Origin of the sequence: Nocardioides sp. (assembly GCF_964229035.1) — a bacterium.
Taxonomy (GTDB): Bacteria; Actinomycetota; Actinomycetes; order Propionibacteriales; family Nocardioidaceae; genus Nocardioides.
Window position 1 is genome coordinate 1 of the sequence record NZ_CAXRAZ010000013.1, and the last position, 24,189, is coordinate 24,189.

Below are 24,189 nucleotides of genomic sequence, written 5' to 3' on the forward strand. Positions count from 1 at the left end.
GGTTGCGGTTTGGCGCCAAACCGCAACAGTCCGGGGCTTTTCGTTGCGGTTTGCCACCAATCGGCGGGGTGCGAGCCCCGGTCGTGCGCCGAGGTGCGGGGCTCAGGCCTCCGGCAGCAGCAGGACGACGGTCTCGGCCACGCAGGCGGGCTTCGCCTCGTCCTCGATCTCGATGGTGTGGCGCACGACGAGCTGCTGGCCGGCCGGGATGTCGGTGACCTCGGCCATGTGCTCGTGGATGCGCACCCGCTTGCCGACCAGGAGGGGCGTGGGGAAGCGGACCTTGTTGATGCCGTAGTTGAGCTTCGCGCCCGGCGTCTGCAGCGTGAAGACCTGGCTGCCCAGCCAGGGGATGAGCGCGAGCGTCAGGTAGCCGTGGGCGATCGTGCCGCCGAAGGGCCCGGTCTTCGCGCGCTCCATGTCGACGTGGATCCACTGGTGGTCGCCGGTGGCGTCGGCGAACTGGTTCACCCGGCGCTGGTCGATGGTGACCCACTCGCTGGTGCCGAGGTCGGTACCGGCCGCCGAGGCGACCTCCTCGAACGTCGTGAACACGCGCATCGGGCGCTCCTTCATCTCCGGTGGTGCTTGCGAGCCCGACCCTAGGGCACGACGACCGCGCGCGGGTCGGGTGCGCGCACCTCGATCGCCGAGGTCGGTGGCGATCAGGCCCCGGACTCCTCTCCAGGTGCTGTTCACAGGGCGGAAACAACGCTCGGGGCCGAGTAGGGTGGCGCCGGCACAGTGTCGTGCTCGCGAATCCTGGTCGCTCCCGCCCCGCGATCACGCCACGGAGGACACCGCTGTGACATCAGCTGCGACAGCACGACCGGTCGTCGTCGTGACCGACGAGATCAGCCCCGCCACCGTGGAGGAGCTCGGCTCCGACTTCGACGTGCGCCACTGCCACGGCTCCGACCGCGCGGCGCTGCTCGCCGCCGTCGCCGACGCGGAGGCGCTGCTCGTGCGCTCGGCCACCTCCGTGGACGCCGAGGTGCTCGCCGCCGCGCCGCACCTGCGCGTGGTGGCCCGGGCCGGTCTGGGGCTCGAGAACGTCGACGTGCGCGCAGCGACGCGCTCGGGCGTGATGGTCGTCAACGCGCCCACGTCGACCTCGATCTCGGCCGCCGAGTTGACCGTGGGCCTGCTGCTCGCCGCCGCCCGTCACATCGCGCCGGCCCATGTCGCGCTGCGGGCGGGGGAGTCCTCGCGCAGCCGTTTCACCGGCACCGAGCTGTTCGAGAAGACCGTGGGCATCGTGGGCCTGGGGCGCATCGGCGTGCTCGTCGCCCAGCGGCTCGCGGCCTTCGGCATGGAGGTCGTGGCCTACGACCCCTACGTGCAGGCGGGCCGCGCGGCGCAGGCCGGCGTGCGCCTCGTCGACCTCGACACGCTGATGGTCGAGTCCGACGTCGTGAGCGTGCACCTGCCGACCACGCCCGAGACTGTGGGCCTCATCGGCGCCGAGCAGCTGGCGCGCGCCAAGACCTCGCTGGTGCTGATCAGCACCTCGCGGGGCGGTGTCGTCGACTCCGAGGCGCTCTACGACGCGCTCAAGACGCGGCGCATCGCGGCGGCGGGCCTCGACGTCTTCGCCCACGAGCCCCTCGCGCGGCACCCCCTGCTCGAGCTCGACAACGTGGTCGCCACGCCGCACCTCGGGGCGGCCACGCGGGAGGCCCAGGAGAAGGCCGGGCTCGCGGCGGCACGCTCGGTGCGCCAGGCGCTGGCCGGCGACCTGGTGCCCGACGCGGTCAACGTCCAGGGCGGGATGATCGCCGAGGACGTGCGCCCCGGCATCCCGCTCGCCGAGAAGCTCGGCCGCATCTTCACCGGCCTGGCCGGAGAGGTCGCGCAGAGCCTGACGGTCGAGGTGCGCGGCGAGATCGCCGACCACGACGTCACCGTGCTCGAGTTGGCGGCCCTCAAGGGCGTGTTCGGCGGCATCGTCGAGAGCCAGGTCTCCTACGTGAACGCGCCGCTGCTCGCCGCCGAGCGCGGCCTCGTCGTCCGGCTCGTGGCGGAGGAGGAGAGCCCCGACCACCGCAATGTCATCACCCTGCGCGGCGTCCTGGCCGACGGTGCGCAGGTGTCGGTCAGCGGCACGCTCGTCGGCATCCACCAGCGCGAGCGCCTGGTCGAGGTCAACGGGTTCGACATCGACATCGAGCCCACGCAGCACCTGGCGTTCCTCACCTACGCCGACCGCCCCGGCATGGTCGGCACCGTCGGTCAGATCCTCGGCGCGGCGCAGGTCAACATCGCCGGCATGCAGGTCTCGCGCACCGAGCGGGGCGGCGAGGCACTGGTGGCGCTGTCGGTCGACACCGCGATCGCCGTCGACGTGCTCGACGAGCTCGAGCGCGCCGTCGAGGCCAGCTCGATCCGCGCGATCGACCTCTGAGGTCCCCGCAGCCCCCGGCCGATCCGTTCAGGCCACCATCACCGGGTCGGCCCCCGACGGCTGGGTCGGTGGGCCGGTGCGCTGGTCGGTGACGACCGCCCAGGCGTCGGCGATGCGCTGCACCGCGGTGACGAGCTGCTCCTCCGGCAGCGCGTAGGGCAGGCGGACGAAGCGGTCGAGGCCGCCCTCGGGGGCGAAGGAGGGGCCGGGGGCCAGCAGGACGCCGTGGCGCTCGGCCTCGGTGGACAGAGCCGTGGCCGCCGGCCGGGGCAGGCGGCACCACAGCGCCATGCCTCCGCCCGGACGTCGCACCTCCCAGTCGGGCAAGTGGCGTTCGACGGCGGCGAGCATCGCGTCGCGCTGTCGGCGCAGCCGCTCGCGGTGCGCGTCGACGAGCGGCTCGATCCCGCCCTCGAGCAGCCGCGTGAGCACGAGTTGCTCGAGCACGGGCGCGCCGAGGTCGAGGCCCACGCGGGCGCGGGTCAGGCCGTCGACCAGGTGATCGGGTGCGCGCAACCACCCGAGCCGCAACCCGCCCCAGACGCTCTTGCTCGCGCTGCCCACGCACACCGCCTCGGGCGCGTGGACGGCGAACGGCGTCGCGGCGGACGCCTCGTCCAGGTGGAGCAGGTGGTGGGCCTCGTCGACGACGGCGATCGCCCCGTGGCTGCTGAGCAGGCGCCCGTAGCGCTCGCGCTCGGCCTCGCTCATCCGCAGGCCGGTGGGGTTGTGGAAGTCGGGCATCACGTGCACGAGCCGCGGGCGATGTCGGCGCACCATCGCCTCCACGGCGTCGAGGTCCCAGCCGGTGGGCTCCAGCGGCAGCGTCAGGAGCCGGCCGCCGCCGGTGCGCAGAGCCTGCACGGCGTTGGGGTAGGTGGGCGACTCCACCAGCACCTTGTCGCGCGGACCGGCCAGCGCCGCGCCCGCCACGGCCGTGGCCGCGAGGGCGCCCGCGGTGACCACGACCTGCTCGGGCCGGGTCGCGAGGCCGCGCGCGGCGTAGGTGGCAGCGATCGCCGCCTGCAGCCCGGGCATGCCGGCGGGGAAGTAGCCGTGTCCGCCGAGGTGCGCGGTGAGGTCGTCGACGGCCTCGGCGTAGAGCGCCGCGATGCCCGGGGGAGCGGTGGCGGCCGCGCAGACGAGGTCGATGACGCCGCTGCCCACGTCGCTGGGCCACAGCGCCCGGTCGAGGGCGCGCACCCGTCCGCCGGGCAGGCGCGTGTAGGTGCCCGAGCCCTGCCGGGCCTCGGCGTACGCGCTCTCGCGCAGCAGCGCGTAGGCGCGGGTGACGGTGGTGCGCGAGACCCCGAGTGCCGCGGTGAGGTCGCGTTCGCTCGGCAGCCGCGCGCCGTAGGCGAGCCGTCCGTCGCCGATGAGCTCGCGCAGCGCGGTGGCGAGGCCGACATAGGCGGGGGAGCGGTCGAAGTCGCCGACCATGGTGGCGAGGCGTGCGGCCGCGACGGGCGCGGCCGGCGCGGCGGCAGTGGTCTGCTCCATGCAGGCCATTGGATCACAATTGGCTATTGGAGAGAAGGCCACTCGAGGACGACGCTGGTGCCATGTCCGCACGCCCGTCGTCCACGCCCCACCCTGCTCGGCATCCGGCTCGGCACCCCGCGCGGGTGGCCCCCGCGCGCCTGCAGCTCGCCGAGCTCGGACCGCTCGAGCAGCTGCGCGCCGGCCACCTGCCCCGCCGTCTGGGGCAGCTAGCGGTGGGGCTGTGGCTCTACGGCGTGAGCCTGGCCCTGATGGTGCGCGGCGACGTCGGCCTCGCCCCCTGGGACGTGCTGCACTCCGGCCTGATCCGCCACGTGCCGCTCACCCTCGGCCAGGCGGTGGTCGTGATGAGCTTCGTGGTGCTGGTGCTCTGGATCCCGCTGCGCGAGCGGCCCGGCCTGGCCACGGTCGCGAACGCCCTCGTGGTGGGCACCGCGGCCGACGTGACCCTCGCGATGCTCGGCGCGGACGCCGGCAGCGTCGGCGGCTCCGAGCTCCCGCTCGCGGCCCGCGTGGCCCTCATGCTCGCCGGTGTGGTGCTGTGCGCCTTCGCCACCGCGCTCTACATCGGGGCCCAGCTCGGCCGCGGCCCCCGCGACGGGTTGATGACCGGTCTGCACCGGCGCACCGGCCTGTCGCTGCGGGTGGTGCGCACGGCGCTGGAGGTGGGCGTCGTCCTCGTGGGGCTGGTGCTCGGCGGGGCCGTCGGGCTGGGCACGGTGGTCTACGCCCTCGCGATCGGACCGCTCGCACAGGCGATGATGCCGCGGTTCCTGGCGCCGCTGGCGGCGCGACCCGGAGCGACCGTCGCCCCGCGAGCGACCCGAGGTGGTTAGGCTCTCGCCATGACCACCGAGGGTGCCACGCCGTCTGCCTCCGAGCCGAGCCCGCTCGCCCCGCCGGAGCCCGTCATCACGCTCACCGCGCCGGAGCCGCCGGCGCCGGTCGTCGAGACCCAGGCGCCCAAGATGGCGCCCCAGGTGGACGCCGCCCAGGTGCCCGAGCTCGACGCGAAGGTCGACGGCTTCCTGGCCGCGCTCACCTCCGCCACCGCCGGCAGCCCCGAGTTCGCCGCCCAGGCCGAGAACGTGCGCACCATGGGCGACGCCGACATCCGCAAGGCGGCCGAGACCTCCAACCGGATGCTCGAGAAGCCCGTCACCGCGCTGAAGTCCGGCGGCATCGCCGAGGGCTCCAACGTCGGCAAGACCCTGCTCGAGCTGCGTCGCACCGTGCAGGACCTCGACCCCGGCCAGGCCACGGGCGCGAAGAAGTGGTGGAGCAAGCTGCCCTTCAACGACAAGATCGAGGACTACTTCCGCAAGTACCAGTCGGCGCAGAGCCAGCTCAACGGCATCATCCACTCCCTGCGCAGCGGCCAGGACGAGCTGACCCGCGACAACGTGGCGCTGAACCTCGAGAAGTCGAACCTGTGGGGTGTGATGGGCCGCCTCAACCAGTACATCTACGTCTCCGAGCGCCTCGACGCGAAGCTCTCGGCCCGCATCGCCGAGCTCGAGCTCAGCGACCCCGAGGCGGCCAAGACGCTCTCCCAGGACGTGCTCTTCTACGTGCGCCAGAAGCACCAGGACCTCCTGACGCAGCTCGCGGTCTCGATCCAGGCCTACCTCGCGATCGACATCATCATCAAGAACAACATCGAGCTCATCAAGGGCGTCGACCGCGCCACGACCACCACCATCTCCGCGCTGCGCACCGCCGTGATCGTCGCCCAGGCGCTCAGCAACCAGAAGCTGGTGCTCGACCAGATCACCGCGCTCAACACGACGACCTCGGCGATGATCCAGCGCACCTCCGAGATGCTCAAGGACAACTCCGCGGCCATCCAGCAGCAGGCGGCGTCCTCGACGATCGGCATGGAGCAGCTCCAGGCGGCCTTCGCCAACATCTACGCCACGATGGACTCGATCGACGAGTTCAAGCTCAAGGCGCTCGACTCGATGTCGACCACGATCGGCGTGCTCGAGTCCGAGGTCAGCAAGTCGAAGGCCTACCTCGACCGCGTGCAGCAGCACGACGCGCGCAACGCCGCCGGCACGCTCGACATCGGCTGATCGGCACCGGCCGGTCGGGCACGCGAGGCGAGGAGGGGCTGTGGGCCTGCGATCGCTGTGGCGCGGGCGGCGCGAGCGCGCGGACGACGAGCGCGTCGTCGTGCCGCCGGCCCCCACCGAGCAGGACGTCCGTGCCGCGCTGAACCGGGTCAACGCGATGCTGTCGCAGGGCAACGCGCCGCCCGTCGTCCGGGCCCGGATGGTGCGGGTGATGAGCACGATCAACCAGACCCTGCCGCGACTCAGCCAGCTGGGGCTGGGCTCGCAGGAGGGGTACTCGGTGGTGGCGATGGCCACCGACTACCTCCCTGAGGCGCTGCAGGCCTACCTGCGCCTGCCGCGCGACTGGGCCGACACCCGCCCGATCGACGGCCCGAAGACGGCGCTGATGGTGCTCGTCGAGCAGCTCGAGCTGCTCGCGGCCACCGCCGACGAGATCCTGGACGCCGCCAACCGCGCCGACGCCCAGGCGCTGGTGGCCCACGGCCGCTTCCTCGAGGCGAAGTTCGGCCGTGCCTCCAGCGGCGGCCCCGACCTGACCCTGGAGGCGCCGTGAGCGATCTGGCCACCGCCCTGCCCGCCCTCGTCGACGTCGCGCGGACCGCCGGGCTCGACCCCGACCTCGCGCGGGCCGAGGGCGAGGCCGTCGCTGCCACCGTCTCGGAGCGCTCGCGGGGAGCGTTCGTCGCCTGGTCGCAGCAGACCGGCCGCTCCACCTCCGCCGAGGAGCACGCGCTGGCCGCGAAGCGTGGCAACCGCTTCCGAGCCGCGCCCACGCCGCTGATGGCGCAGCTGCTCGCCTCCGGCTCACCGCACGTCGCCGACTACGCGGCCGCCCTCGCCGACGTCGCCCTCGCCGGGAGTCGCCTCGGTGAGCCCGGGCCGGAGGCCGTGGGAGCGGCCGCCACCGTCACCTCCGCCCAGCTCTCCACCGCACCGGTCGCGGGGGCCTCCGGGCATCCGCGCGCGGGTGCCTTCGACCTGCCGAGCGCCCCGGGGCGCGAGGCGCCGCCCAGCGCCTCGGACGCCGTGCTCGAGCAGCTGCGGCGCGTCGGCGACGACGTGCGGCGTCGACTCACCTCCTTCGAGACCCGGCCCGACGACGACGCGCCGCTCCCGTGGTCGCCGACGGATCCGGGGGCAGGGGCGGGGCCGTCCGCGCCCGCCGACGGGCCCGGACTCCCGGCCCGCGGCGACGGCGACGGCGCCGCGGCAGCGGCGGCCGCGGGCCCCGAGCAGGTGGAGCCCGTCGCGCCGGAGGAGCCCGTGCGCACGGTGGAGGAGCTGCTCGCCGAGCTCGACGCGCTGGTGGGCCTGCACGACGTCAAGGCGGAGATCCACCGTCAGGCCGCGGTCCTGCGTGTCGAGGGCCTGCGCAAACAGGCGGGTCTGGAGACGCCCACGATCACCCGCCACCTCGTGTTCAACGGCAACCCCGGCACCGGCAAGACCACCGTGGCCCGCCTGGTGGCAGGCATCTACCGGGCGCTCGGGCTGCTCAGCAAGGGCCAGCTCGTCGAGGTCGACCGTTCCGAGCTCGTGGCCGGCTACCTCGGCCAGACCGCCGCCAAGACCGCCGAGGTGGTGGCCTCGGCGTCGGGCGGCGTGCTGTTCATCGACGAGGCGTACTCGCTCTCCGGCGACCAGTACGGCAAGGAGGCCATCGACACCCTCGTCAAGGAGATGGAGGACCGCCGCGACGACCTCGTCGTGATCGTGGCCGGCTACCCCCTGCCGATGGCGATCTTCATCGGCGAGAACCCCGGTCTGGAGAGCCGCTTCCGCACCACCATCGACTTCGTCGACTACACCGACGACGAGCTCGCCGCGATCTTCGCCTCGATGGTCGCCGCAGCCGACTACGACGCGGGCGACGACGTGCTCGACGCGCTGCGCGGCATCCTCGCCGCCACCGAGCGCGGACCGAGCTTCGGCAACGCCCGCTTCGTGCGCAACCTGATGGAGGCCGCGATCGGCCGCCACGCCTGGCGCCTGCGCGAGGTCGAGCAGCCGAGCCTCGAGCAGCTGCGCGCCCTCGCCCCGGAGGACCTCGCCGGTGAGTCCGCCCTCGCACCGCCCGAGTCGAACGAGGACGACGCGACCGCCCCCGCCGCGGTGGTCGACCCGTTCGCCGTCGCCGATGCCGCGGCCGAACCGGATCGCCCGGATCGCTCGGCCCTCGACGAGCAGCAGGGCCCGTCGTCCACGGAGGCGCCGTGAGCACCGTCGCCCCCGTGCCCGCAGGGCGCCCCGCCCCACCCGCTGCCCCCGGCTCCGCCCGGTCGACCGGCTCCACCACGGCGGCCGACCCCACCGGCCTCCCCGCGCCGGGGCGCGACATGGTGGTCGACACTCCGGGCCTCCTCAACCGCTGGCAGCTCATCGGCATGTCGGTGGCGGTGGTCTTCGCCGTGGTCAGCGCGCTGCTGCAGGTGCTCGGCTGGCAGGCCGACGGCCGCGCGGCCGACGACACCGAGCAGCTCATCCGCGTGCAGAACATCCAGTCGTCGCTGCTGCGCGCCGACGCCCTGGCCACCAACGCCTTCCTGGTCGGCGGCCTCGAGGACCCCGCCCAGCGCGCGGAGTACGAGCGCACCGTGGACGACGTCCAGCGGCTCATCGCCGACGCGGCGCAGGCCCAGCCCGCCGACGAGAAGGTGCTCGCCGCGCTCAACGTGGAGGTCGGCGACTACACCACCGCCGTCGCCCAGGCCCGCGACAACAACCGCCAGCTCTTCCCGGTGGGCGCGGAGTACCTCAGCGACGCCAGCACCTCGCTGCGCACCGAGGCCACCCCCCTGCTGGCCGCCCTGGTGAAGGCCAACACCGCACGTGCCGACGACTCCATGGCCGGGCAGCACCCGTGGTGGCTGCTCCTCGTCGGTGCCGTCGCCGTGGCCGGACTGGTGTGGATCAACCAGCAGCTGGCCCGCACCTTCCGACGCCGGATCAACGTGGGCGTCGCGGTGGCGGCCGGCCTGGTGGCCGTCACCACCCTCGTGGCTGCGGCGAGCGCCTTCGTCAACGACAGCTCCAACGACCAGCTGCGGCGCGGGGATCTCGCGGTGGCCACCGCCCAGGCGCAGGCCCGCACGGCGGCCAACGACGCCAAGGCCAGCGAGAGCCTGCGCCTCATCCGCCGCGGTTCGGGCGCCGCCTTCGAGGAGCAGTGGAAGGCCTCGGCGGCCACCGTGCAGCGCACCTTGCAGCGCGGCACGGCCGACTCCTGGCGCGCCTACCGCGAGGCGCACCGGCGCATCGTGCAGGCCGACGACGCCGGCGACTGGGAGGGCGCGGTGAAGCTGGCCACCGGAACCGCCGACACGGGCTCGACGGCCACCTTCGACCGTTTCGACGAGGAGTCCGCGCAGCTCGTCGGCGCCAGCGGCGCCGTCGTCACCGCGGAGCTGCGCTCGGGGCGCGAGGTGGCGTTGGGCCTGTCGCTGCTCACGCTGCTCCTCGGTGCGGTGGCGGCGGCGGCCGTCGCACGCGGCATCGCCCAGCGGCGGGGGGAGTTCGCATGAGTCGCGTCGCCAGCACTGTGCCGCCCCGGGGAGTGCGGGCCGTCGTCCTCGCGGCGCTGCTGGGCCTGGTCGCAGCCGGCTGCGGTTACAGCGACACCCCGCTGCCCGAGCCGTCGGCCGCGGCGAGCTCGAGCGCCGCTCCCGCCGCAACGGTGCGGTGCGACAACGCCACGCAGTCCTACGCCCCCGACGCCACGGGCGGCGCCAGCGTCCGCACGATCAAGCAGCGCAAGCGGCTGATCGCCGGGGTGTCGGCCGACAGCCTCCTCCTGGGCGCCAACGACCCGCTCGACAACCGCATCAAGGGCTTCGACATCGACGTCGCGCAGGCGATCGCCGAGGCTCTCGGCGTGAAGCTGCAGCTGCGCGTGATCTCGGCGGCCGACCGCATCCCGCTGCTGCAGCAGGGGGCGATCGACATCGTGGCCCGCAACTTCACCATGAACTGCGCCCGCTGGCAGCAGGTGGCCTTCTCGGCCGTCTACTACAGCGCCGCCCAGAAGGTGCTGGTGCGCCGCGACGACGAGGCCTCCTTCACCGGCGCGAGCAGCCTGCGCGGCAAGAAGGTGTGCGCGCCGCGCGGATCGACCAGCCTCGACAACATCCCGCGCCTGCTCCCGGGGGCCGAGCCGGTGGCCGCCACCAACCACGCCGGCTGCCTCATCCTGTTCCAGCGCGGTGAGGCCGACGCCATCACCGGCGACGACACCGTGCTGGCCGGACTCGTCGCCCAGGACCGCTACGCCGTGGTGCCCGAGCAGAAGGCGCTCACCCGCGAGCCCTACGGCATCGGCATGAACAAGGACGACGTCGACCTCGTGCGCTTCGTCAACGCGGTGCTCGAGCGGCGTGAGGCCGACGGTCGCTGGCAGCGCTCCTACGACCGCTGGCTGCGGCCGGCGCTCTCGGGCGCCGACGCGCGGCCGCCCGCGCCGGAGTACGGGCGGTGAGCGCCACCACCCTCACCTCGCCGGAGGCACCGGGCCGGCTCGGCGAGGCCCTGGACCCGGCCGCGGTGCAGCAGTACCTCGCCGCCCTCGACACCTGGCTGCGCGTGCGTCGCTCCGAGCTCGAGGAGATCGACGCCGCCGCGCTCGAGAGCGGTCGCGGCGGCGAGGTCGCCGGCGACATGGCCCTGGCGCTCTCGCTGTGGAAGGCCATCTCCGAGCGGTACCAGCTGGTGTGGGCGGCGTGGGACGGCGGCCGCGTGCTCGCCGTCGACCGCGAGCGCATCGCCGCCCTCGTGTGGGGGCGACTGGACGGCGCCAGCGCACTGCCCGGCGGCCTCGCGGTCAGCCTCCCCGAGGCCGGGCGCCTGTGCGACGCGCTCACGGGGCAGCTGCGCACCCGGCTCTCGCTCGTGGCCGACGTCGACGAGCAGGCGGCCACGATCCGCGAGCTGCGCGCCCAGCTGGTGCGGGTGCGCGACCAGGTCGAGCTCGAGCCGGCGACCGTTCGAGATGGCGCGGCAGCACGGCTGGCCGATCTCGTCTCGCGCCTCGACGAGGTCGCCGAGCGGGCTCTCCGGGGCGCTGACGTGGGCGGCCTGCTCGGGCCGCTCGAGAACGACGCCACCACCTTCGAGCGCGACCTGATCGTCGGCAACGCCCGGCGCCGCGACGCGCGCGACCAGGTGCTCTCGGCGCGCGAGCTGCGCGCCGACCTGATCGCCCGCAGCGGCGCCCTCGCGCAGCTGGCCGCCCGGTGCGTCGCCACCGTGGAGCCCGCGCCGCGCTACGCCGTCCCCGACGTCGAGGCCCTCGGCCCCGTGCCCGTGACCCCCGACGAGATCGGCGCCTACCGGCAGCGGCTCGACCGGGTCTCGCAGGCGCTCGAGGTGGCCCAGCGGGCCTACGCGGCCGCGCTCGCGGAGCACACCCGGCTCCTCGACCTCCTCGACGCCTCGATCGTGCAGGCCAGGGCTCTCGGGGTCGCCGGCGGCGACGACCTCGTCGCCAGCGAGCGGGCCGCGCGCGAGGTGCTCGGACGCCGTCCCTGCCCCCTCGAGGTCGCCGAGCAGCTCGTGACCACCTACCGCACCTGGCTGGCGAAGGAGACCGCGCGGTGACCGATCCCTCCGGCGCCGCGTGCGCCCAGCCCGGCTGCAGCGGCACCGTCGTCGACGGCTACTGCGACCTGTGCGGCATGGCACCGGCCGCGTCGGCCGCGTCGGCACCGGCCTCGGCAGCTGCCGCGGCCGGGCCCGCCGCTCCGGCTGCCGCCGCCGGCGACGGCGCCCCGTGCGGCGAGCCGGGCTGCACCGGGCGGATGCTCGACGGCTACTGCGACGTGTGCGGGGCACCCGCGCCGAGTGCTGCCCCGAGTGCTGCCCCGGCAGCGAGCGCCGCCGATGCCGGCCCGACGGGCGCCTCGGTCGCCACCCGGCCCGCCAAGCTCAGCGAGCTCGCCGGCGCGGCGGTCGCCGCGGGCGAGGCGCAGCCGCTGTCCTCAGGAGGTCCGAGCACCGCGGCCACGGCCGGGAGCCGCGTGCAGTCGGCGGCGATCGGGTCGCGTCGCGCCGGGGCCGGCGGGTCGTCGTCCACGCGGCGCACCCGCACCGGCTCGCAGCGCATGCGTGCCGCGCGCCTGGGCGCCGGCCTCACCACCGTGCCGCCCGAGCCGCCGGTCGACGCCGCGAAGGCGATCATGGCCGACGCGCAGGTGCCGGAGGCGAAGCGCTCGTGCGCGCAGTGCGGCAAGCCCGTGGGGCGCAGCATCGACGGCCAGCCCGGCCGCACCGAGGGCTTCTGCCCCCACTGCGGCCAGCGCTTCTCGTTCACGCCGAAGCTGGTGGCCGGCGACCTCGTGGCGGGCCAGTACGAGGTGGCCGGCGCGCTCGCGCACGGCGGCCTCGGGTGGATCTACCTGGCTCGCGACCGCAACGTGTCGAACCGCTGGGTGGTTCTCAAGGGCCTGCTCAACTCCGGTGACCCCGACGCGCTGGCGGCCGCCATCGCCGAGCAGCAGGTCCTCGCCCAGGTCGAGCACCCGCTGATCGTCGAGATCTACAACTTCGTCACCCACGACGGCGCCGGCTACATCGTCATGGAGTACGTCGGCGGCAAGTCGCTCAAGCAGATCCTCAAGCAGCGCATGGCCGCCAACGGCGGCGCCTACGACCCGCTGCCCGTCGACCAGGCGCTGGCCTACGTGCTGGAACTGCTGCCCGCCTTCCAGTACCTGCACGACCTCGGGCTCGTCTACTGCGACTTCAAGCCCGACAACATGATCCAGGTCGGCGACGCCATGAAGCTCATCGACCTCGGCGGCGTGCGGCGCATCGACGACGAGGAGTCGGCCATCTACGGCACGGTCGGCTATCAGGCGCCCGAGGTGGCGCAGGTCGGGCCGTCGGTCGCCTCCGACATCTACACGATCGGTCGCACGCTGCTGGTGCTCACCATGGAGTTCCGCGGCTACCAGGGCACCTACCTGCACTCGCTGCCGCCGGTCGACGCCACGCCCCTGTTCCAGCAGCACGACTCGCTCTACCAGCTCATCAGCAAGTGCTGCGCCCCCGACCCGGCCGACCGCTTCGCCTCGGTCGACGAGATGCGCACCCAGGTGCTGGGCGTGCTGCGCGAGGTCGTGGCCCGCGACCGCGACGGCACCGCCACCACCTCGGCCGCCTCCGTGCTCTTCGAGGCTCCCGCCACAGCCCGCGCCCTCACCGCGTGGGACCAGCTGCCCCGGCTGCGCGAGGACACCACCGATCCGCAGGCGGCCTGGCTCTCGACCATCGGCACCGACGACCCCGCCGAGCGGCTCGTCGCCCTGCGCAGCGCACCGCAGGACAGCGCCGAGGTGTGGCTCGCCCGCTCGCGCGCGGCGTTGGAGGCCGGTGACGCGGTCGTCGCCCGCCAGTACGCCCAGGCGCTGCTCGCCGACGACCCGTGGGAGTGGCGGGCGCTGTGGATGGAGGGTCTCGCCGCCGTCCGCGCCGAGGACTGGCCCACCGCCACGGCGTCCTTCAACGCCGTCTACCAGCAGGTGCCCGGCGAGCTCGCACCGAAGCTCGCCCTCGCCTACGCGTGCGAGCGCGGCAACCTGCCGGAGGTGGCCGAGAGGCTCTACCGCACCTGCGCCGGCACCGACGCCGCCTACGTGGCGCCCGCCGCCTTCGGCATGGCGCGGGTGCGCGCCGCCCGCGGCGACGGCGCGGGAGCGGTGGCCGCGCTCGACCTCGTGCCCACCACGAGCCGCGGCTACACCGAGAGCCGCCGCCTGCGCGCCGACGTGCTCCTCGCGGGTCGTGCCCGCGACGCGGCGGTGCTCGACCAGGCGATGCGCACCATCGAGGCCTCGAGCGTCGAGCCGCGGGTGCGCCTCGACTACACCGTGCGGATCCTCGAGGAGGCCCTGCTCCAGGTGACGAGTCCGGACGTGCCGAGCCCCGCGGTCGGCGCGCGCATCGGGTCGGTGGAGGCCACCGAGCCCGCGCTGCGCGACGCCCTCGAACGGGCGCTGCGCGCACAGGCACGCGACGCCGACGACCTCACCCGCCGGATCGCCCTCGTCAATCGCGCCAACGCCGCTCGCAACTGGACCCTGACGTGAGCGCGGGCGCCCCCGAGTCCGTCGCGCGGGCCTGCCCGGCCTGCGGAGCCTCCGTCGACCCCGCCGCGCGCTTCTGCGAGAGCTGCGGCGCCACGCTGTCGGACGCGCCGGCCCCCGCCGCGACGGCTGCGAGCTTCGAGGACGACGCGCCGATCAGCGCGCCCACGCGGCGCCCGGGCGGCGCGCTCCCGGACCCGCCCGCGCCCGGTCGCCGCCCGTGCGCCGAGTGCGGGGGAGAGGTCGGCCCCGACCTGTACTGCCTGCAGTGCGGCACCAAGGCGCCCAGCGAGCGCGACCACTTCAGCGAGCACCCGTCGTCCTGGGTGGGAGGCGTGTGCGACCGCGGACGACGCAAGCAGCGCAACGAGGACGCCATGGCCCTGCTGTCGGCGCCCGAGCCCGGCTCGCGCGCGGTGCTGGTGGTGATGGACGGCGTCTCGAACTCCATCGACTCCGACGTCGCCTCGCTCGCCGGCGCGCGCGCGGCGCGGGAGGTGCTGCGCCTGCCGCTGCCCGCCGGCATGGGCACGCCGGCCGGCCGCGACGCCGCGGTCAACGCCGTGCTGGCGCGTGCGACCGCCGCGGCCAACGGCGCCATCGTCGCGGTCACCGACCCCGACTCGGTCAACCCGGCATCGGCCACCCTCACCGCGGTCGTCGTCGAGGGTCGGCGCCTGACCTGGGCGAACATCGGCGACTCGCGCTCCTACTGGGTGCCCGACGACGGCGAGCCGGTGCAGCTCACCGTCGACGACTCCCTCGCCCAGGCCCAGATCGCCGGTGGCATGGCGCGCGAGCAGGCCGAGAGCGGACCGCAGGCCCACGCCATCACCAAGTGGCTCGGCCGCGACGCCGAGGACATCGCGCCGAACGTCGGCGCGCTCGACGCAGCCGGGCCGGGGTGGGTCATCGCGTGCTCCGACGGCCTGTGGAACTACGCCTCGGAGCCCGCCGAGCTCGCCGCGCACCTGCGCGCGGGCCTCGCCGCCGCAACCGAGGGGGAGGACGTCGACCCCGTGCTCCTCGCCCAGCACCTCGTCGACGTCGCCAACGCCGCCGGCGGCCACGACAACATCACCGTCGCCCTCGCGCGGGTGGGGTCGTCGTCCACGGGGCATGATGCGACCCTGGACGACGGCCGTGCCGTCTCCGCCCCGCCCACCGATGCCCCGCCCACCGATCCCCGCCACGCAGGAGGCCACGCCGATGGCTGAGTTCAGCGCCGCCGTCTACCAGAACGAGTTCCTGCCCGACGGCGGCACCGACGTGAACGCCATCGTCACGATCACGTGCACGGGTGCCGGCACGGCCGGTCGCTCTGGAGGCGGCGCTGCGGGCGAGATCGTCATCGTCGACACCTCGGGCTCGATGTCGCCGCCGGTCATGGCCGCCGCGCGCGACGCCGCGCAGGCCGCGCTGGCCGAGATCGTCGACGGCACCTGGTTCGCCGTCGTCGCCGGGGCCGACCGGGCGATGCTGGCCTACCCGCCCGTCGCGAGCGGCCCCGGCCTGGTGCAGATGAGCGACGCCACCCGTGCCGAGGCCGCCAACGCCATCGCCCGCTTCGTCGGCAGCGGCGGCACCGCGATCAGCACGTGGCTCGACCTCGCCGGCCAGCTCTTCGCCTCCGTCCCCCAGGTGACCCAGCGCCACGTGCTGCTGCTCACCGACGGCGAGAACCGGGAGCGCCCCGGCCTGCTCGACGCCGCCATCGCCCGCGCCACCGGCTACTTCCAGGCCGACTGCCGCGGCGCCGGCACCGACTGGCAGGTGGCCGAGATCCGCCGGATCGCCCAGGCGCTGCTCGGCACCGTCGACATCATCCCGAGCCCCGAGCTCATGCGCGCGCAGTTCCAGGAGATCATGCGCGCCTCGATGGCGCGCGGCGTCCCCGACGCCTCCCTGCGCGTGTGGACGCCGCAGGGCGCCGAGATCCTCTTCGTGCGCCAGGTCTCGCCCACCGTCGAGGACCTCACCCACCGCCGCACGCCGGTCACCCCGCTGACCGGCGACTACCCCACAGGTGCCTGGGCCGACGAGTCCCGCGACTACCACGTGGCCGTGCGGGTGGCGGCCAAGGCGATCGGGCAGGAGCAGCTGGCCGCGCGGGTGCAGCTGGCACTCGGCGACGACGTCGTGGCGCAGGGGCTCGTCAAGGCCACCTGGTCGGGCAACTCCGAGCTCACCGCGCGCATCGACAACCAGGTCGCCCACTACACCGGCCAGACCGAGCTCGCGCAGGCCATCCAGGAGGGCCTCGCGGCCAAGGCCGCCGGCGACGAGGCCACCGCCACCACGAAGCTCGGCCGTGCGGTGCAGCTGGCCGAGGCCTCCGGCAACGACGAGGCCACGAGCAAGCTCCGCAAGGTCGTCGAGGTGGACGACGCCGGCGAGGGCACCGTGCGCCTCAAGCGCGGGGTCGACAAGGCCGACGAGATGGCGCTCGACACCGCCTCCACCAAGACCACCCGCATCCGCAGGGACTCCTGATGCCGACCTGCCCGAGCGGGCACGACACCGCGTCGTCCGACTACTGCGACGTGTGCGGGCTGCCGGTGTCCGACGCTTCCGCGCCGGCGGCCCCTGCGGCACCGGCGGCACCGGCCGCGCCTGAGCCCACGCCCGCCGCCGCCGCGGCCGACGGCTCCTGCCCGCACTGCGGTGCCGGCAACCCGACGGACGCGCTGTTCTGCGAGGCCTGCGGCTACGACTTCACCACCGGCACGCCACCGCGCCCGCTCGCACCCCTCGATCCCGGAACGCCGGCCGCGCCGGCCGCGCCGGCCGCGCCGGCGGCGCCGGCCGGGCCGGCGACGCCGGCCCCGGCCGCTCCCGCGACCCCGGGCGACCTCGCGCCGCCGCTCGCCGACGGCTGGGTGGTCGAGGTGTGGATCGATCCCGACTGGTACGTCGCGCAGGCCTCGGACGACCCGCTGCCCTCGGCGGGGGTGCCCACGGTGGTGCGGCTGCGGTCGTCGTCCGCGCTGGTGGGTCGGGCCTCGCGCAGCCGCCAGATCACCCCGGACGTCGACCTGGCCACCGACAACGGCATCAGCCGCCGCCACTGCCAGCTCACCACCGACGGCTCGCGCTGGTTCGTCGAGGACCTCGGCTCCTCCAACGGCACCTACCTGGGCTCCACGGTGAAGCAGCTGCCGACGACGCCGATCCCGGCGGGGGAGCGGCGCGAGATCGGGCCCGACGACTCGGTGTACCTCGGCGCGTGGACGCGCCTGGTGATCCGGCGCGCGCAGCCCGGCGAGGCCTGAGGCGGGGGGTCGGCAGGCACTGGCCGCACCCGGCGGGGCGTGCGAGGATCGCGGCCATGGCGACGACGCAGCGGCTCGACTCCCAAGTCATCCTCATCACGGGCGGCGCCCGGGGCATCGGGCGGGCCACCGCCGAGGCCCTCGTGGCTCGCGGTGCGCGGGTCGTGCTCACCGATCTCGACCAGCCGGCGCTCGACGAAGCGGTGGCCGCCCTCGGCTCCGAGAGCTGCCTCGGCGTCGTGGCCGACGTCTGTGACCTCGCCGCCATGGAGGCGGCCGTGGCCGCCGCGCTCGAGCGCTTCGGCCGCCTCGATGTCGCCCTGGCCAACGCCGGCGTGGCCAGCTACGGCTCGGTGCTGGCGATCGATCCCGCGGTCTTCCGGCGCACGGTCGACATCAACATCACCGGCGTCTTCCACACCGCGCGTGCCGCACTGCCCGCGCTGGAGCAGGCCGGCGGATACCTGCTCGTCGTCTCCTCGCTCGCGGCGTTCGCGCCGGCGCCCGGGCTGGCGGCCTACAACGCGAGCAAGGCCGGCGTCGAGCACTTCGCCAACGCGCTGCGCCTCGAGGTCGCCCACCGCGGGGTCGACGTCGGTGTCGCGCACATGTCCTGGATCGACACCCCGCTCGTGCAGGATGCCAAGGACGACCTGCCCTCGTTCCGCAAGATGCTCAGCAAGCTGCCGCCGCCGCTCAACCGCACGAGCCCGGTGCAGGCCTGCGTCGACGCCTTCGTCGCCGGCATCGAGAAGCGCTCGCGCCGGGTCTTCTGCCCCGGCTGGGTGCGCGGCGCCTTCCTCAACCGCAACGCCATCAACTCGCGCTTCGGCACCCGCCAGACGCTGGCGATGGTGCCCGAGATCCTGCCCCAGATGGACGCCGAGGTGCGCGCCCTCGGACGCTCCACGAGCGCTCGCAACGTCGCCAACGACGAGCGCGTCACCGGCTCCTGAGCGGCGCGCGGGCCGAGCCTCAGCGGCGGGTGGCCACCAGGGTGGAGGCGTCGGAGGCCACCATCACCTCCACGCAGGTGAAGCGCTCGTCGGTCAGCCACTCCTCGCGCAGCGTGTCGACCCGGCCGCCGGTGATCGGAGGCCACATCTCGCACGGCACGAAGTCGTCGAGGACGACGATCCCGCCCGGCTCCACCAGATCGGCGAGCGCATCGACGCGCACGGCCTGCGGGTCGCCGGAGTCGAGGAACAGCAGCGAGAACGGCCCCTTGTCCATCAGCGTCGACCAGTCGGCCGCGAGGACGTCGACCAGCGGGTCGTCCACGAAGATCTCGCCGGCCGCCGCCGCGAGGCGGGGGTTCAGCTCGGCGGTGAGGATGCGCGCCTTGTCGTTGCGCACGCCGGAGCGCAGCCACGCCGTGCCGACACCGCAACCGGTGCCGAACTCCGCCATCGTGCCCTCGCGGGTCGCCGCCAGCATCGCCAGCAGGCGCCCCGTCTCGTTGCGGCAGAACGACACGTAGCCGGCGCGACGCGACACGTCGAAGGCCTTCGTGACGATGTCAGGAAGCTCGGGCGGCGCGCTCATGGCTCCATGCTCGCCCGCAGTGTGGGCTGGGCCACGTCGTCGACCGGATCGTGGGATTCGGCGGACAGGTCGCTGCAGGCGCGCGTACGGTGGTCACACCATGCGCGCCGCCCTTCTCGTAATCGTGCGCCGCGGCGAGGCCTGAGAGAGGCCACCTCGCCGCGGTGACTGCGGCGTACCCATCTGACCCGCGTGGGCTTCTCACCCCTTCTGGACGAAGCCCCGGGCAGCGCGACACAGCCGCGACACAGCACGGACCGGGGCCGCAGGCCCGCAGCCGTCCGACTCGCACGAGTCGGGCCGAGGGCACCGCCGCCTCCGGGCGGCCCACTCGCCTCACCCTCCGCGATCCGCAGCCGATCGCATTGCCATGGAGATGACCATGCCGCACACCGCACACCCCACGTCCCGCTCGCCCCGCACCCGCGCCGCCCGTCGTCCGCACGACGCCTCGACCCTGGAGTGGGGGCCGGCCAAGCACGACCCCGAGCACCCCTACCGCGCGGACGCCGGGTGGGCCACCGACGACGGGCGAGACGCCGACGCCGGCCGTCCCGACGACAACTAATCTGCTCGACCATGAGCACCCAGGCCTCGGACCCCGCCACCACCACCGCCACCGCACCGGCCACCGGCCAGGTCGCCCTCGGCGTCATCCCCGGTGACGGCATCGGTCCCGAGGTCACGGCCGAGGCGCTGAAGGTGCTCGAGGTCGCCGCGCCGGAGGGCGTCACCTTCGCCCAGACGCGCTACGACCTCGGTGCCGAGCGCTACCTCGCCACCGGCGAGGTGCTGCCCGACAGCGTGCTCGCGGAGATCCGCGCTCAGGACGCGCTGCTGCTCGGAGCCGTCGGCGGCAAGCCGAACGACCCGAACCTGCCCCCGGGCATCCTCGAGCGCGGCCTGCTGCTCAAGCTCCGCTTCGAGCTCGACCACTACGTCAACCTGCGTCCCTCGCGCCTCTACCCGGGCTCGGTCTCGCCGCTGTCGAGCGAGGTGCTCGCCAAGGGCGACGTCGACTTCGTCGTCGTCCGCGAGGGCACCGAGGGCCCCTACACCGGCAACGGCGGTTCGCTGCGCGTCGGCACCCCGGCCGAGGTCGCCACCGAGGTGTCGGTCAACACCGCCTTCGGTGTGGAGCGCGTCGTCCGCGACGCCTTCGCCCGAGCCCAGAAGCGCCCGCGCAAGAAGCTGACCCTGGTGCACAAGACCAACGTGCTCGTGCACGCGGGCTCGGTGTGGTGGCGCATCTTCTCGGAGGTGGCCAAGGAGTTCCCCGACGTCACCACCGACTACTGCCACATCGACGCGGTGATGATCTACCTGGCCACCGACCCGCAGCGCTTCGACGTGATCGTCACCGACAACCTCTTCGGCGACATCGTCACCGACCTCGCCGCCGCCATCAGCGGCGGCATCGGGCTGGCGGCCTCGGGCAACGTCAACCCCGACCGCACCGCACCATCGATGTTCGAGCCCGTGCACGGCTCGGCGCCCGACATCGCCGGCCAGTTGATCGCCGACCCCACCGCCGCCATCCTGTCGGCCGCGCTGCTGCTCGACCACCTCGGCCACCCCGAGGCCGCAGCCCGCATCGAGACCGCCGTCCTCGCCGACCTCGAGGCCCGCACCCCCGGCCAGCAGCGCCGTACCCCGGAGGTCGGCGACGCCATCGCCGCGCGAGTAGCGGGCTGACACCTCGCGGCGCGTCGCACTTGGCACGCGTTGCCTGCACGTGGCACGTGTTGCAACGTGCGCCACGTGCAGGGATCGCCGGTCGGCTCGTTCCGGCGATTCCCGCACCTCAGCCCGCCCTCCCGCCGACTCGCCCCCGAGGACTAGATTCATGGCCATGCAGATCACCACCACGCTCTCTGCGAACCCCACCGACGAGGCCCGGCTGGCGGAGATCCTGGCCAACCCGGGTTTCGGTGTGCACTTCACCGACCACATGTTCACCGTCGAGTGGACGCCGGAGCGCGGCTGGTTCGACGCTCGCATCACGCCGTATGGGCCGATCACCCTCGACCCCGCCGCCGCGGTGCTGCACTACGCGCAGGAGACCTTCGAGGGCATGAAGGCCTACCGCCACGACGACGGCTCGACGTGGCTGTTCCGCCCCGAGGCCAACGCGGAGCGGATGATCCGCTCCAGCCACCGCCTCGCGCTGCCGGTGCTCGAGGTCGACGACTTCCTGCAGGCTGTCGAGGAGCTCGTGCGCGTCGACGAGCGCTGGGTGCCGGCCAACCCCGACGGCGGCGAGAAGAGCCTCTACCTGCGCCCCTTCATGTTCGCCTCGGAGAAGTTCCTCGGCGTGCGGCCCTCGCAGCACGTCACGTTCATGGTGATCGCGAGCCCGGCCGGCGCCTACTTCAAGGGCGGCGTGAAGCCGGTGACGCTGTGGCTCACCGAGGAGTACACCCGCGCCGGCCGCGGTGGCATGGGCGCAGCGAAGACAGGCGGCAACTACGCGAGTTCCCTCGTCGCGCAGCAGGAGGCCTACGCCCAGGGCTGCGACCAGGTGGTCTTCCTCGACGCCCAGGAGGGGCGCTACGTCGAGGAGCTCGGTGGCATGAACATGTACTTCGTCTTCGACGACGGCTCCATCGTCACGCCCGAGACCGGCACGATCCTGGAGGGCATCACCCGCTCCTCGATCATCGAGCTGGCCGGCAAGCTCGGTCACACCGTCACCGAGCGCCGCTTCGGCATCGAGGAGTGGCGCGAGGGCGTCACCTCGGGTCGCATCACCGAGATCTTCGCCTGCGGCACCGCCGCCGTGGTCACGCCGGTCGGCAGCCTGAAGACCCGCGAGGGCGAGGTGCCGGCACCGGCCTCGCAGGACCTCACGATGCGTCTGCGCGAGCAGCTGGTCGGCATCCAGCTGGGCCGCGCCGACGACACCTTCGGCTGGATGCACCGGGTCGCCACCGGCGCCTGAGCCCGGGCGGGGCGGACGCGAGGGCGGGCCGGATGGCACACCCGATCATGTTCGACGAGGACGATCCGGTGCTCGCCCGCCTGCGCGCGCTCTGCGGAGCCCTGCCCGAGACGATCGAGTACGTCAGCCACGGCCGCCCGGTGTTCAAGGCCGGCGAGAAGGGGCGGATCTTCGCGGGCTACGGAGCGGGGCGTCGCACGGGGTCCGGCAAGGGCGAGCACGTGCGCGTCGACACCGCCCTCACCCTGCGCATCGAGGACGCCGAGCTGCCCGCCGTCGACGCCGACGACCGCTTCTTCGTGCCGATGTACGCCGGCACCTCGCCGTGGCGCGCCCTCGACCTCGCCGACCCGCGCACCGACTGGGACGAGGTCGCGGAGCTGATCGACGCCTCCTACCGCCTGCTCGCGCCGGCGCGGCTCGTCGCCGTCCTCGACGCCCGTCCGGGTGGTGACGGCTGAGTAGCGGCGGGGCGCCCACCGCGCGCCCGCTGACCCCGCGGCACCGGCGCGGGTAATCTCGCGGCGTGACGATGCGCCCCGACAGCAGCGCCCCGCAGCGCGTGGGGGACTACCGCCTGCTCACCCTCCTCGGTGAGGGCGGCATGGGCATCGTGCACCTCGCGCAGGGGCCCGACGGGCGCCGCGTGGCGCTGAAGGTGCTGCGCCCGCAGATCGTGGGCGACCGTGAGGCGCGGGGCCGGCTCGAGCGCGAGGTGGGCTCGCTGCAGCGCATCCGCAGCCCCTGGGTCGCGGAGATGCTGGACGCCGACCCGTGGGCCGAGGTGCCCTACGTGGTCACTCGCTACGTGCCGGGGCCCTCGCTGCACGAGCACGTGGCCGCCGAGGGACCTGTCGTCGGCGGCGACCTGCTGTGGATCGCCGGCTGCCTCGCGGAGGGGCTCTCCGCCGTCCACGCGGCCGGGGTGCTGCACCGCGACGTGAAGCCCGGCAACGTGCTGATGGAGGGGCGCACGCCGATCCTCATCGACTTCGGTCTGGCGCGCGTCGCCGAGGACGCCCGCCTCACCCAGACCGGCTGGCTGCTCGGCACCCCGGGCTACCTGGCTGCCGAGGTGCTCTACGGCGACGATGCCACCGCGGCCGCCGACGTCCACGCCTGGGCGGCGACCGTCGCCTACGCGGCCACGGGCCGCAACCCCTACGGCAAGGGGCCGGCGATGGCGGTGATGGACCGCAGTCGTCGCGGCCAGCACGACCTCTCCGGCATCGAGCAGCCGTTGCGCGACGTCCTCGCCGCCGCCCTGAGCCCCGACCCGCTCGACCGTCCGTCGCTCGTGGAGCTGCTCGCGTGGCTGCGTCCGCAGAGCACCCGCCCCGAGCTCGCCCCCGCGCCGCCGCCGGGCGTGCTGTTCTCCGGCGGCGACGCCACGATGCCGCTCGCGCTCGCCGGTCAGGCCCGCGACGGCCGCGATGCTGTGGACGCCGAGCCGCGCACCCTCGCCGACGCCGTGACGCCAGTGCTCCCGCCCACGACCACCGCGTTCCCGGCCACGACGCCGCTCTCCGCCGCGCCCACCGCGGCCCCGCCGCCCCCGCCGCCGTTCGCACCGGCCGGCGGCGAGCCTCCGATCCCGGTCGTCACTCCCGTCGGGCCCGGTGGCGCCCTGCCCGACCCCGGTGCGCTCGCGCGCATGGAGCGGCGCTGGGACGAGCAGCACGGGCTCGCGCCCCTCGACGGCGAGGGCATCGATGCCGCCGGACCGGCCGGCGAGGAGCACCTCGGCACGCTGCCGCCCGCGCCGCTGGGCGAGCGGCTGCGTCGTCTGGTGCTGGTCGGTCTGGGTGCCGTCGTCGTCGGCGTCGCGCTCGCGGCGGCACCGTGGTTGACGCTGGGCGTCGTCCTCGTGACGGTGTGGCTGCTGCGCGCCGGCTCGCTCGCGAGCTCCGCGGTCGCCGCGCGCCGCAGCGCGCGCGGCGCCAAGTGGCACGACGGCCTGCGCTGGCTCGTCAGCAGCCCCTGGCACCTCGTCCGCGCCGTCCCCGGAGCACTGCTCCTGGTGGGGTGGAGCGTCGGGCTCGCCGCGGCCGGTCTGCTGCTCTGCTACGCGGGCGACCTCGCCGTCGAGAGCAGCCTCACTGTTGCGGGCGCGGCCCTCGGGGTCGGACTGTGGTCGGGGCCGGCCGCCCCGCGCCTGCGTTCTCCCGTGGCGCGCGTGCTCGTCCCGGCGGCGCGCACGCCGCTGCCGTGGCTCGGAGCATGTGCACTGCTGCTCGGCGCCGTGCTGGGCATCGGTCTGCTCATCGCCTCGCAGGGCGTCAGCTGGGCCCCGTTCTCCTCGGGTCCGTTCGGTCTCTGACCACCCGCCGGGCACCCGCCAGCGGCCGGACGCCCGCGCCGCGGCGCGGGCGGG

Annotated in this window: 21 protein-coding genes; 18 read left to right on the forward strand and 3 right to left on the reverse strand. The window is 74.4% G+C overall.

Translation table 11 applies throughout. The features are described 5' to 3' along the window. Window positions 1–102: 102 nt before the first annotated feature. On the reverse strand, window positions 103–561 hold the full coding sequence (locus tag ACERUN_RS04705; RefSeq protein WP_370288616.1) for a MaoC family dehydratase: 459 nt from the start codon (window positions 559–561) through the stop codon (window positions 103–105). Window positions 562–841: 280 nt separating this feature from the next. On the opposite strand from ACERUN_RS04705, the gene serA reads away from it, so the two are divergent. Beyond that, window positions 842–2,404, forward strand: coding sequence for a phosphoglycerate dehydrogenase (gene serA / locus ACERUN_RS04710; RefSeq protein ID WP_370288617.1), 1,563 nt, complete (start codon window positions 842–844; stop codon window positions 2,402–2,404). A gap of 27 nt (window positions 2,405–2,431) precedes the next feature. Here the strand turns inward: serA and ACERUN_RS04715 are convergent, their stop codons facing one another. Further along, a complete protein-coding gene (locus ACERUN_RS04715; protein ID WP_370288618.1) occupies window positions 2,432–3,904 on the reverse strand; it encodes a PLP-dependent aminotransferase family protein in 1,473 nt (490 codons plus the stop codon). Between the two features lie 62 nt (window positions 3,905–3,966). Here ACERUN_RS04715 and ACERUN_RS04720 point away from each other — a divergent pair, with 62 nt between their 5' ends. From ACERUN_RS04720 to ACERUN_RS04775, 12 genes are read left to right on the forward strand one after another with little or no spacing between them, the layout of a single operon-like run. Next, complete coding sequence (locus ACERUN_RS04720; RefSeq protein WP_370288619.1) at window positions 3,967–4,740, forward strand: YitT family protein; 774 nt, start codon at window positions 3,967–3,969, stop codon at window positions 4,738–4,740. Between the two features lie 9 nt (window positions 4,741–4,749). After that, window positions 4,750–5,979, forward strand: a complete 1,230-nt coding sequence (locus tag ACERUN_RS04725) for a toxic anion resistance protein (RefSeq protein WP_370288620.1) — start codon at window positions 4,750–4,752, stop codon at window positions 5,977–5,979. A gap of 40 nt (window positions 5,980–6,019) precedes the next feature. Then, window positions 6,020–6,535 carry a hypothetical protein gene (locus ACERUN_RS04730; protein ID WP_370288621.1) on the forward strand — a complete coding sequence of 172 codons (516 nt, stop codon included), beginning with the start codon at window positions 6,020–6,022 and terminating at the stop codon, window positions 6,533–6,535. Further along, window positions 6,532–8,199, forward strand: coding sequence for an AAA family ATPase (locus ACERUN_RS04735; RefSeq protein ID WP_370288623.1), 1,668 nt, complete (start codon window positions 6,532–6,534; stop codon window positions 8,197–8,199). The genes ACERUN_RS04730 and ACERUN_RS04735 overlap by 4 nt, the downstream gene beginning before the upstream one ends. Continuing rightward, window positions 8,196–9,503, forward strand: a complete 1,308-nt coding sequence (locus ACERUN_RS04740) for a hypothetical protein (protein ID WP_370288624.1) — start codon at window positions 8,196–8,198, stop codon at window positions 9,501–9,503. Before ACERUN_RS04735 ends, ACERUN_RS04740 begins: the two co-directional genes overlap by 4 nt. After that, window positions 9,500–10,453, forward strand: coding sequence for a glutamate ABC transporter substrate-binding protein (locus ACERUN_RS04745; RefSeq protein WP_370288625.1), 954 nt, complete (start codon window positions 9,500–9,502; stop codon window positions 10,451–10,453). The genes ACERUN_RS04740 and ACERUN_RS04745 overlap by 4 nt, the downstream gene beginning before the upstream one ends. After that, complete coding sequence (locus tag ACERUN_RS04750) at window positions 10,450–11,571, forward strand: hypothetical protein (RefSeq protein WP_370288626.1); 1,122 nt, start codon at window positions 10,450–10,452, stop codon at window positions 11,569–11,571. Before ACERUN_RS04745 ends, ACERUN_RS04750 begins: the two co-directional genes overlap by 4 nt. After that, entirely contained in the window at window positions 11,568–14,060 is a 2,493-nt protein-coding gene (locus ACERUN_RS04755; RefSeq protein WP_370288627.1) for a tetratricopeptide repeat protein, read from the forward strand. Before ACERUN_RS04750 ends, ACERUN_RS04755 begins: the two co-directional genes overlap by 4 nt. After that, entirely contained in the window at window positions 14,057–15,274 is a 1,218-nt protein-coding gene (locus ACERUN_RS04760; RefSeq protein ID WP_370288628.1) for a PP2C family serine/threonine-protein phosphatase, read from the forward strand. The genes ACERUN_RS04755 and ACERUN_RS04760 overlap by 4 nt, the downstream gene beginning before the upstream one ends. Then, complete coding sequence (locus tag ACERUN_RS04765; RefSeq protein WP_370288629.1) at window positions 15,267–16,550, forward strand: VWA domain-containing protein; 1,284 nt, start codon at window positions 15,267–15,269, stop codon at window positions 16,548–16,550. The genes ACERUN_RS04760 and ACERUN_RS04765 overlap by 8 nt, the downstream gene beginning before the upstream one ends. Further along, on the forward strand, window positions 16,550–17,329 hold the full coding sequence (locus ACERUN_RS04770; RefSeq protein WP_370288631.1) for an FHA domain-containing protein: 780 nt from the start codon (window positions 16,550–16,552) through the stop codon (window positions 17,327–17,329). Before ACERUN_RS04765 ends, ACERUN_RS04770 begins: the two co-directional genes overlap by 1 nt. Window positions 17,330–17,385: 56 nt before the next feature. After that, entirely contained in the window at window positions 17,386–18,285 is a 900-nt protein-coding gene (locus tag ACERUN_RS04775) for an SDR family oxidoreductase (protein ID WP_370288632.1), read from the forward strand. Window positions 18,286–18,304: 19 nt separating this feature from the next. On the opposite strand, the gene ACERUN_RS04780 is transcribed toward ACERUN_RS04775, so the two are convergent. Beyond that, window positions 18,305–18,874, reverse strand: a complete 570-nt coding sequence (locus ACERUN_RS04780; RefSeq protein WP_370288633.1) for an O-methyltransferase — start codon at window positions 18,872–18,874, stop codon at window positions 18,305–18,307. Between the two features lie 382 nt (window positions 18,875–19,256). Here ACERUN_RS04780 and ACERUN_RS04785 point away from each other — a divergent pair, with 382 nt between their 5' ends. The 5 genes from ACERUN_RS04785 to ACERUN_RS04805 all read left to right on the forward strand — a co-directional run bounded on the left by ACERUN_RS04785 (window position 19,257) and on the right by ACERUN_RS04805 (window position 24,135). Then, on the forward strand, window positions 19,257–19,442 hold the full coding sequence (locus ACERUN_RS04785) for a hypothetical protein (RefSeq protein ID WP_370288634.1): 186 nt from the start codon (window positions 19,257–19,259) through the stop codon (window positions 19,440–19,442). A gap of 11 nt (window positions 19,443–19,453) precedes the next feature. After that, window positions 19,454–20,569, forward strand: a complete 1,116-nt coding sequence (locus ACERUN_RS04790) for a 3-isopropylmalate dehydrogenase (protein ID WP_370288635.1) — start codon at window positions 19,454–19,456, stop codon at window positions 20,567–20,569. Window positions 20,570–20,726: 157 nt separating this feature from the next. Then, window positions 20,727–21,815 (forward strand): branched-chain amino acid aminotransferase, encoded by a 1,089-nt coding sequence (locus ACERUN_RS04795; RefSeq protein WP_370288636.1) that lies wholly within the window; start codon window positions 20,727–20,729, stop codon window positions 21,813–21,815. Window positions 21,816–21,847: 32 nt separating this feature from the next. After that, entirely contained in the window at window positions 21,848–22,276 is a 429-nt protein-coding gene (locus tag ACERUN_RS04800) for an MmcQ/YjbR family DNA-binding protein (RefSeq protein WP_370288637.1), read from the forward strand. A gap of 71 nt (window positions 22,277–22,347) precedes the next feature. Then, window positions 22,348–24,135 carry a protein kinase gene (locus ACERUN_RS04805; protein WP_370288683.1) on the forward strand — a complete coding sequence of 596 codons (1,788 nt, stop codon included), beginning with the start codon at window positions 22,348–22,350 and terminating at the stop codon, window positions 24,133–24,135. The last annotated feature ends 54 nt before the right edge of the window (window positions 24,136–24,189 follow it).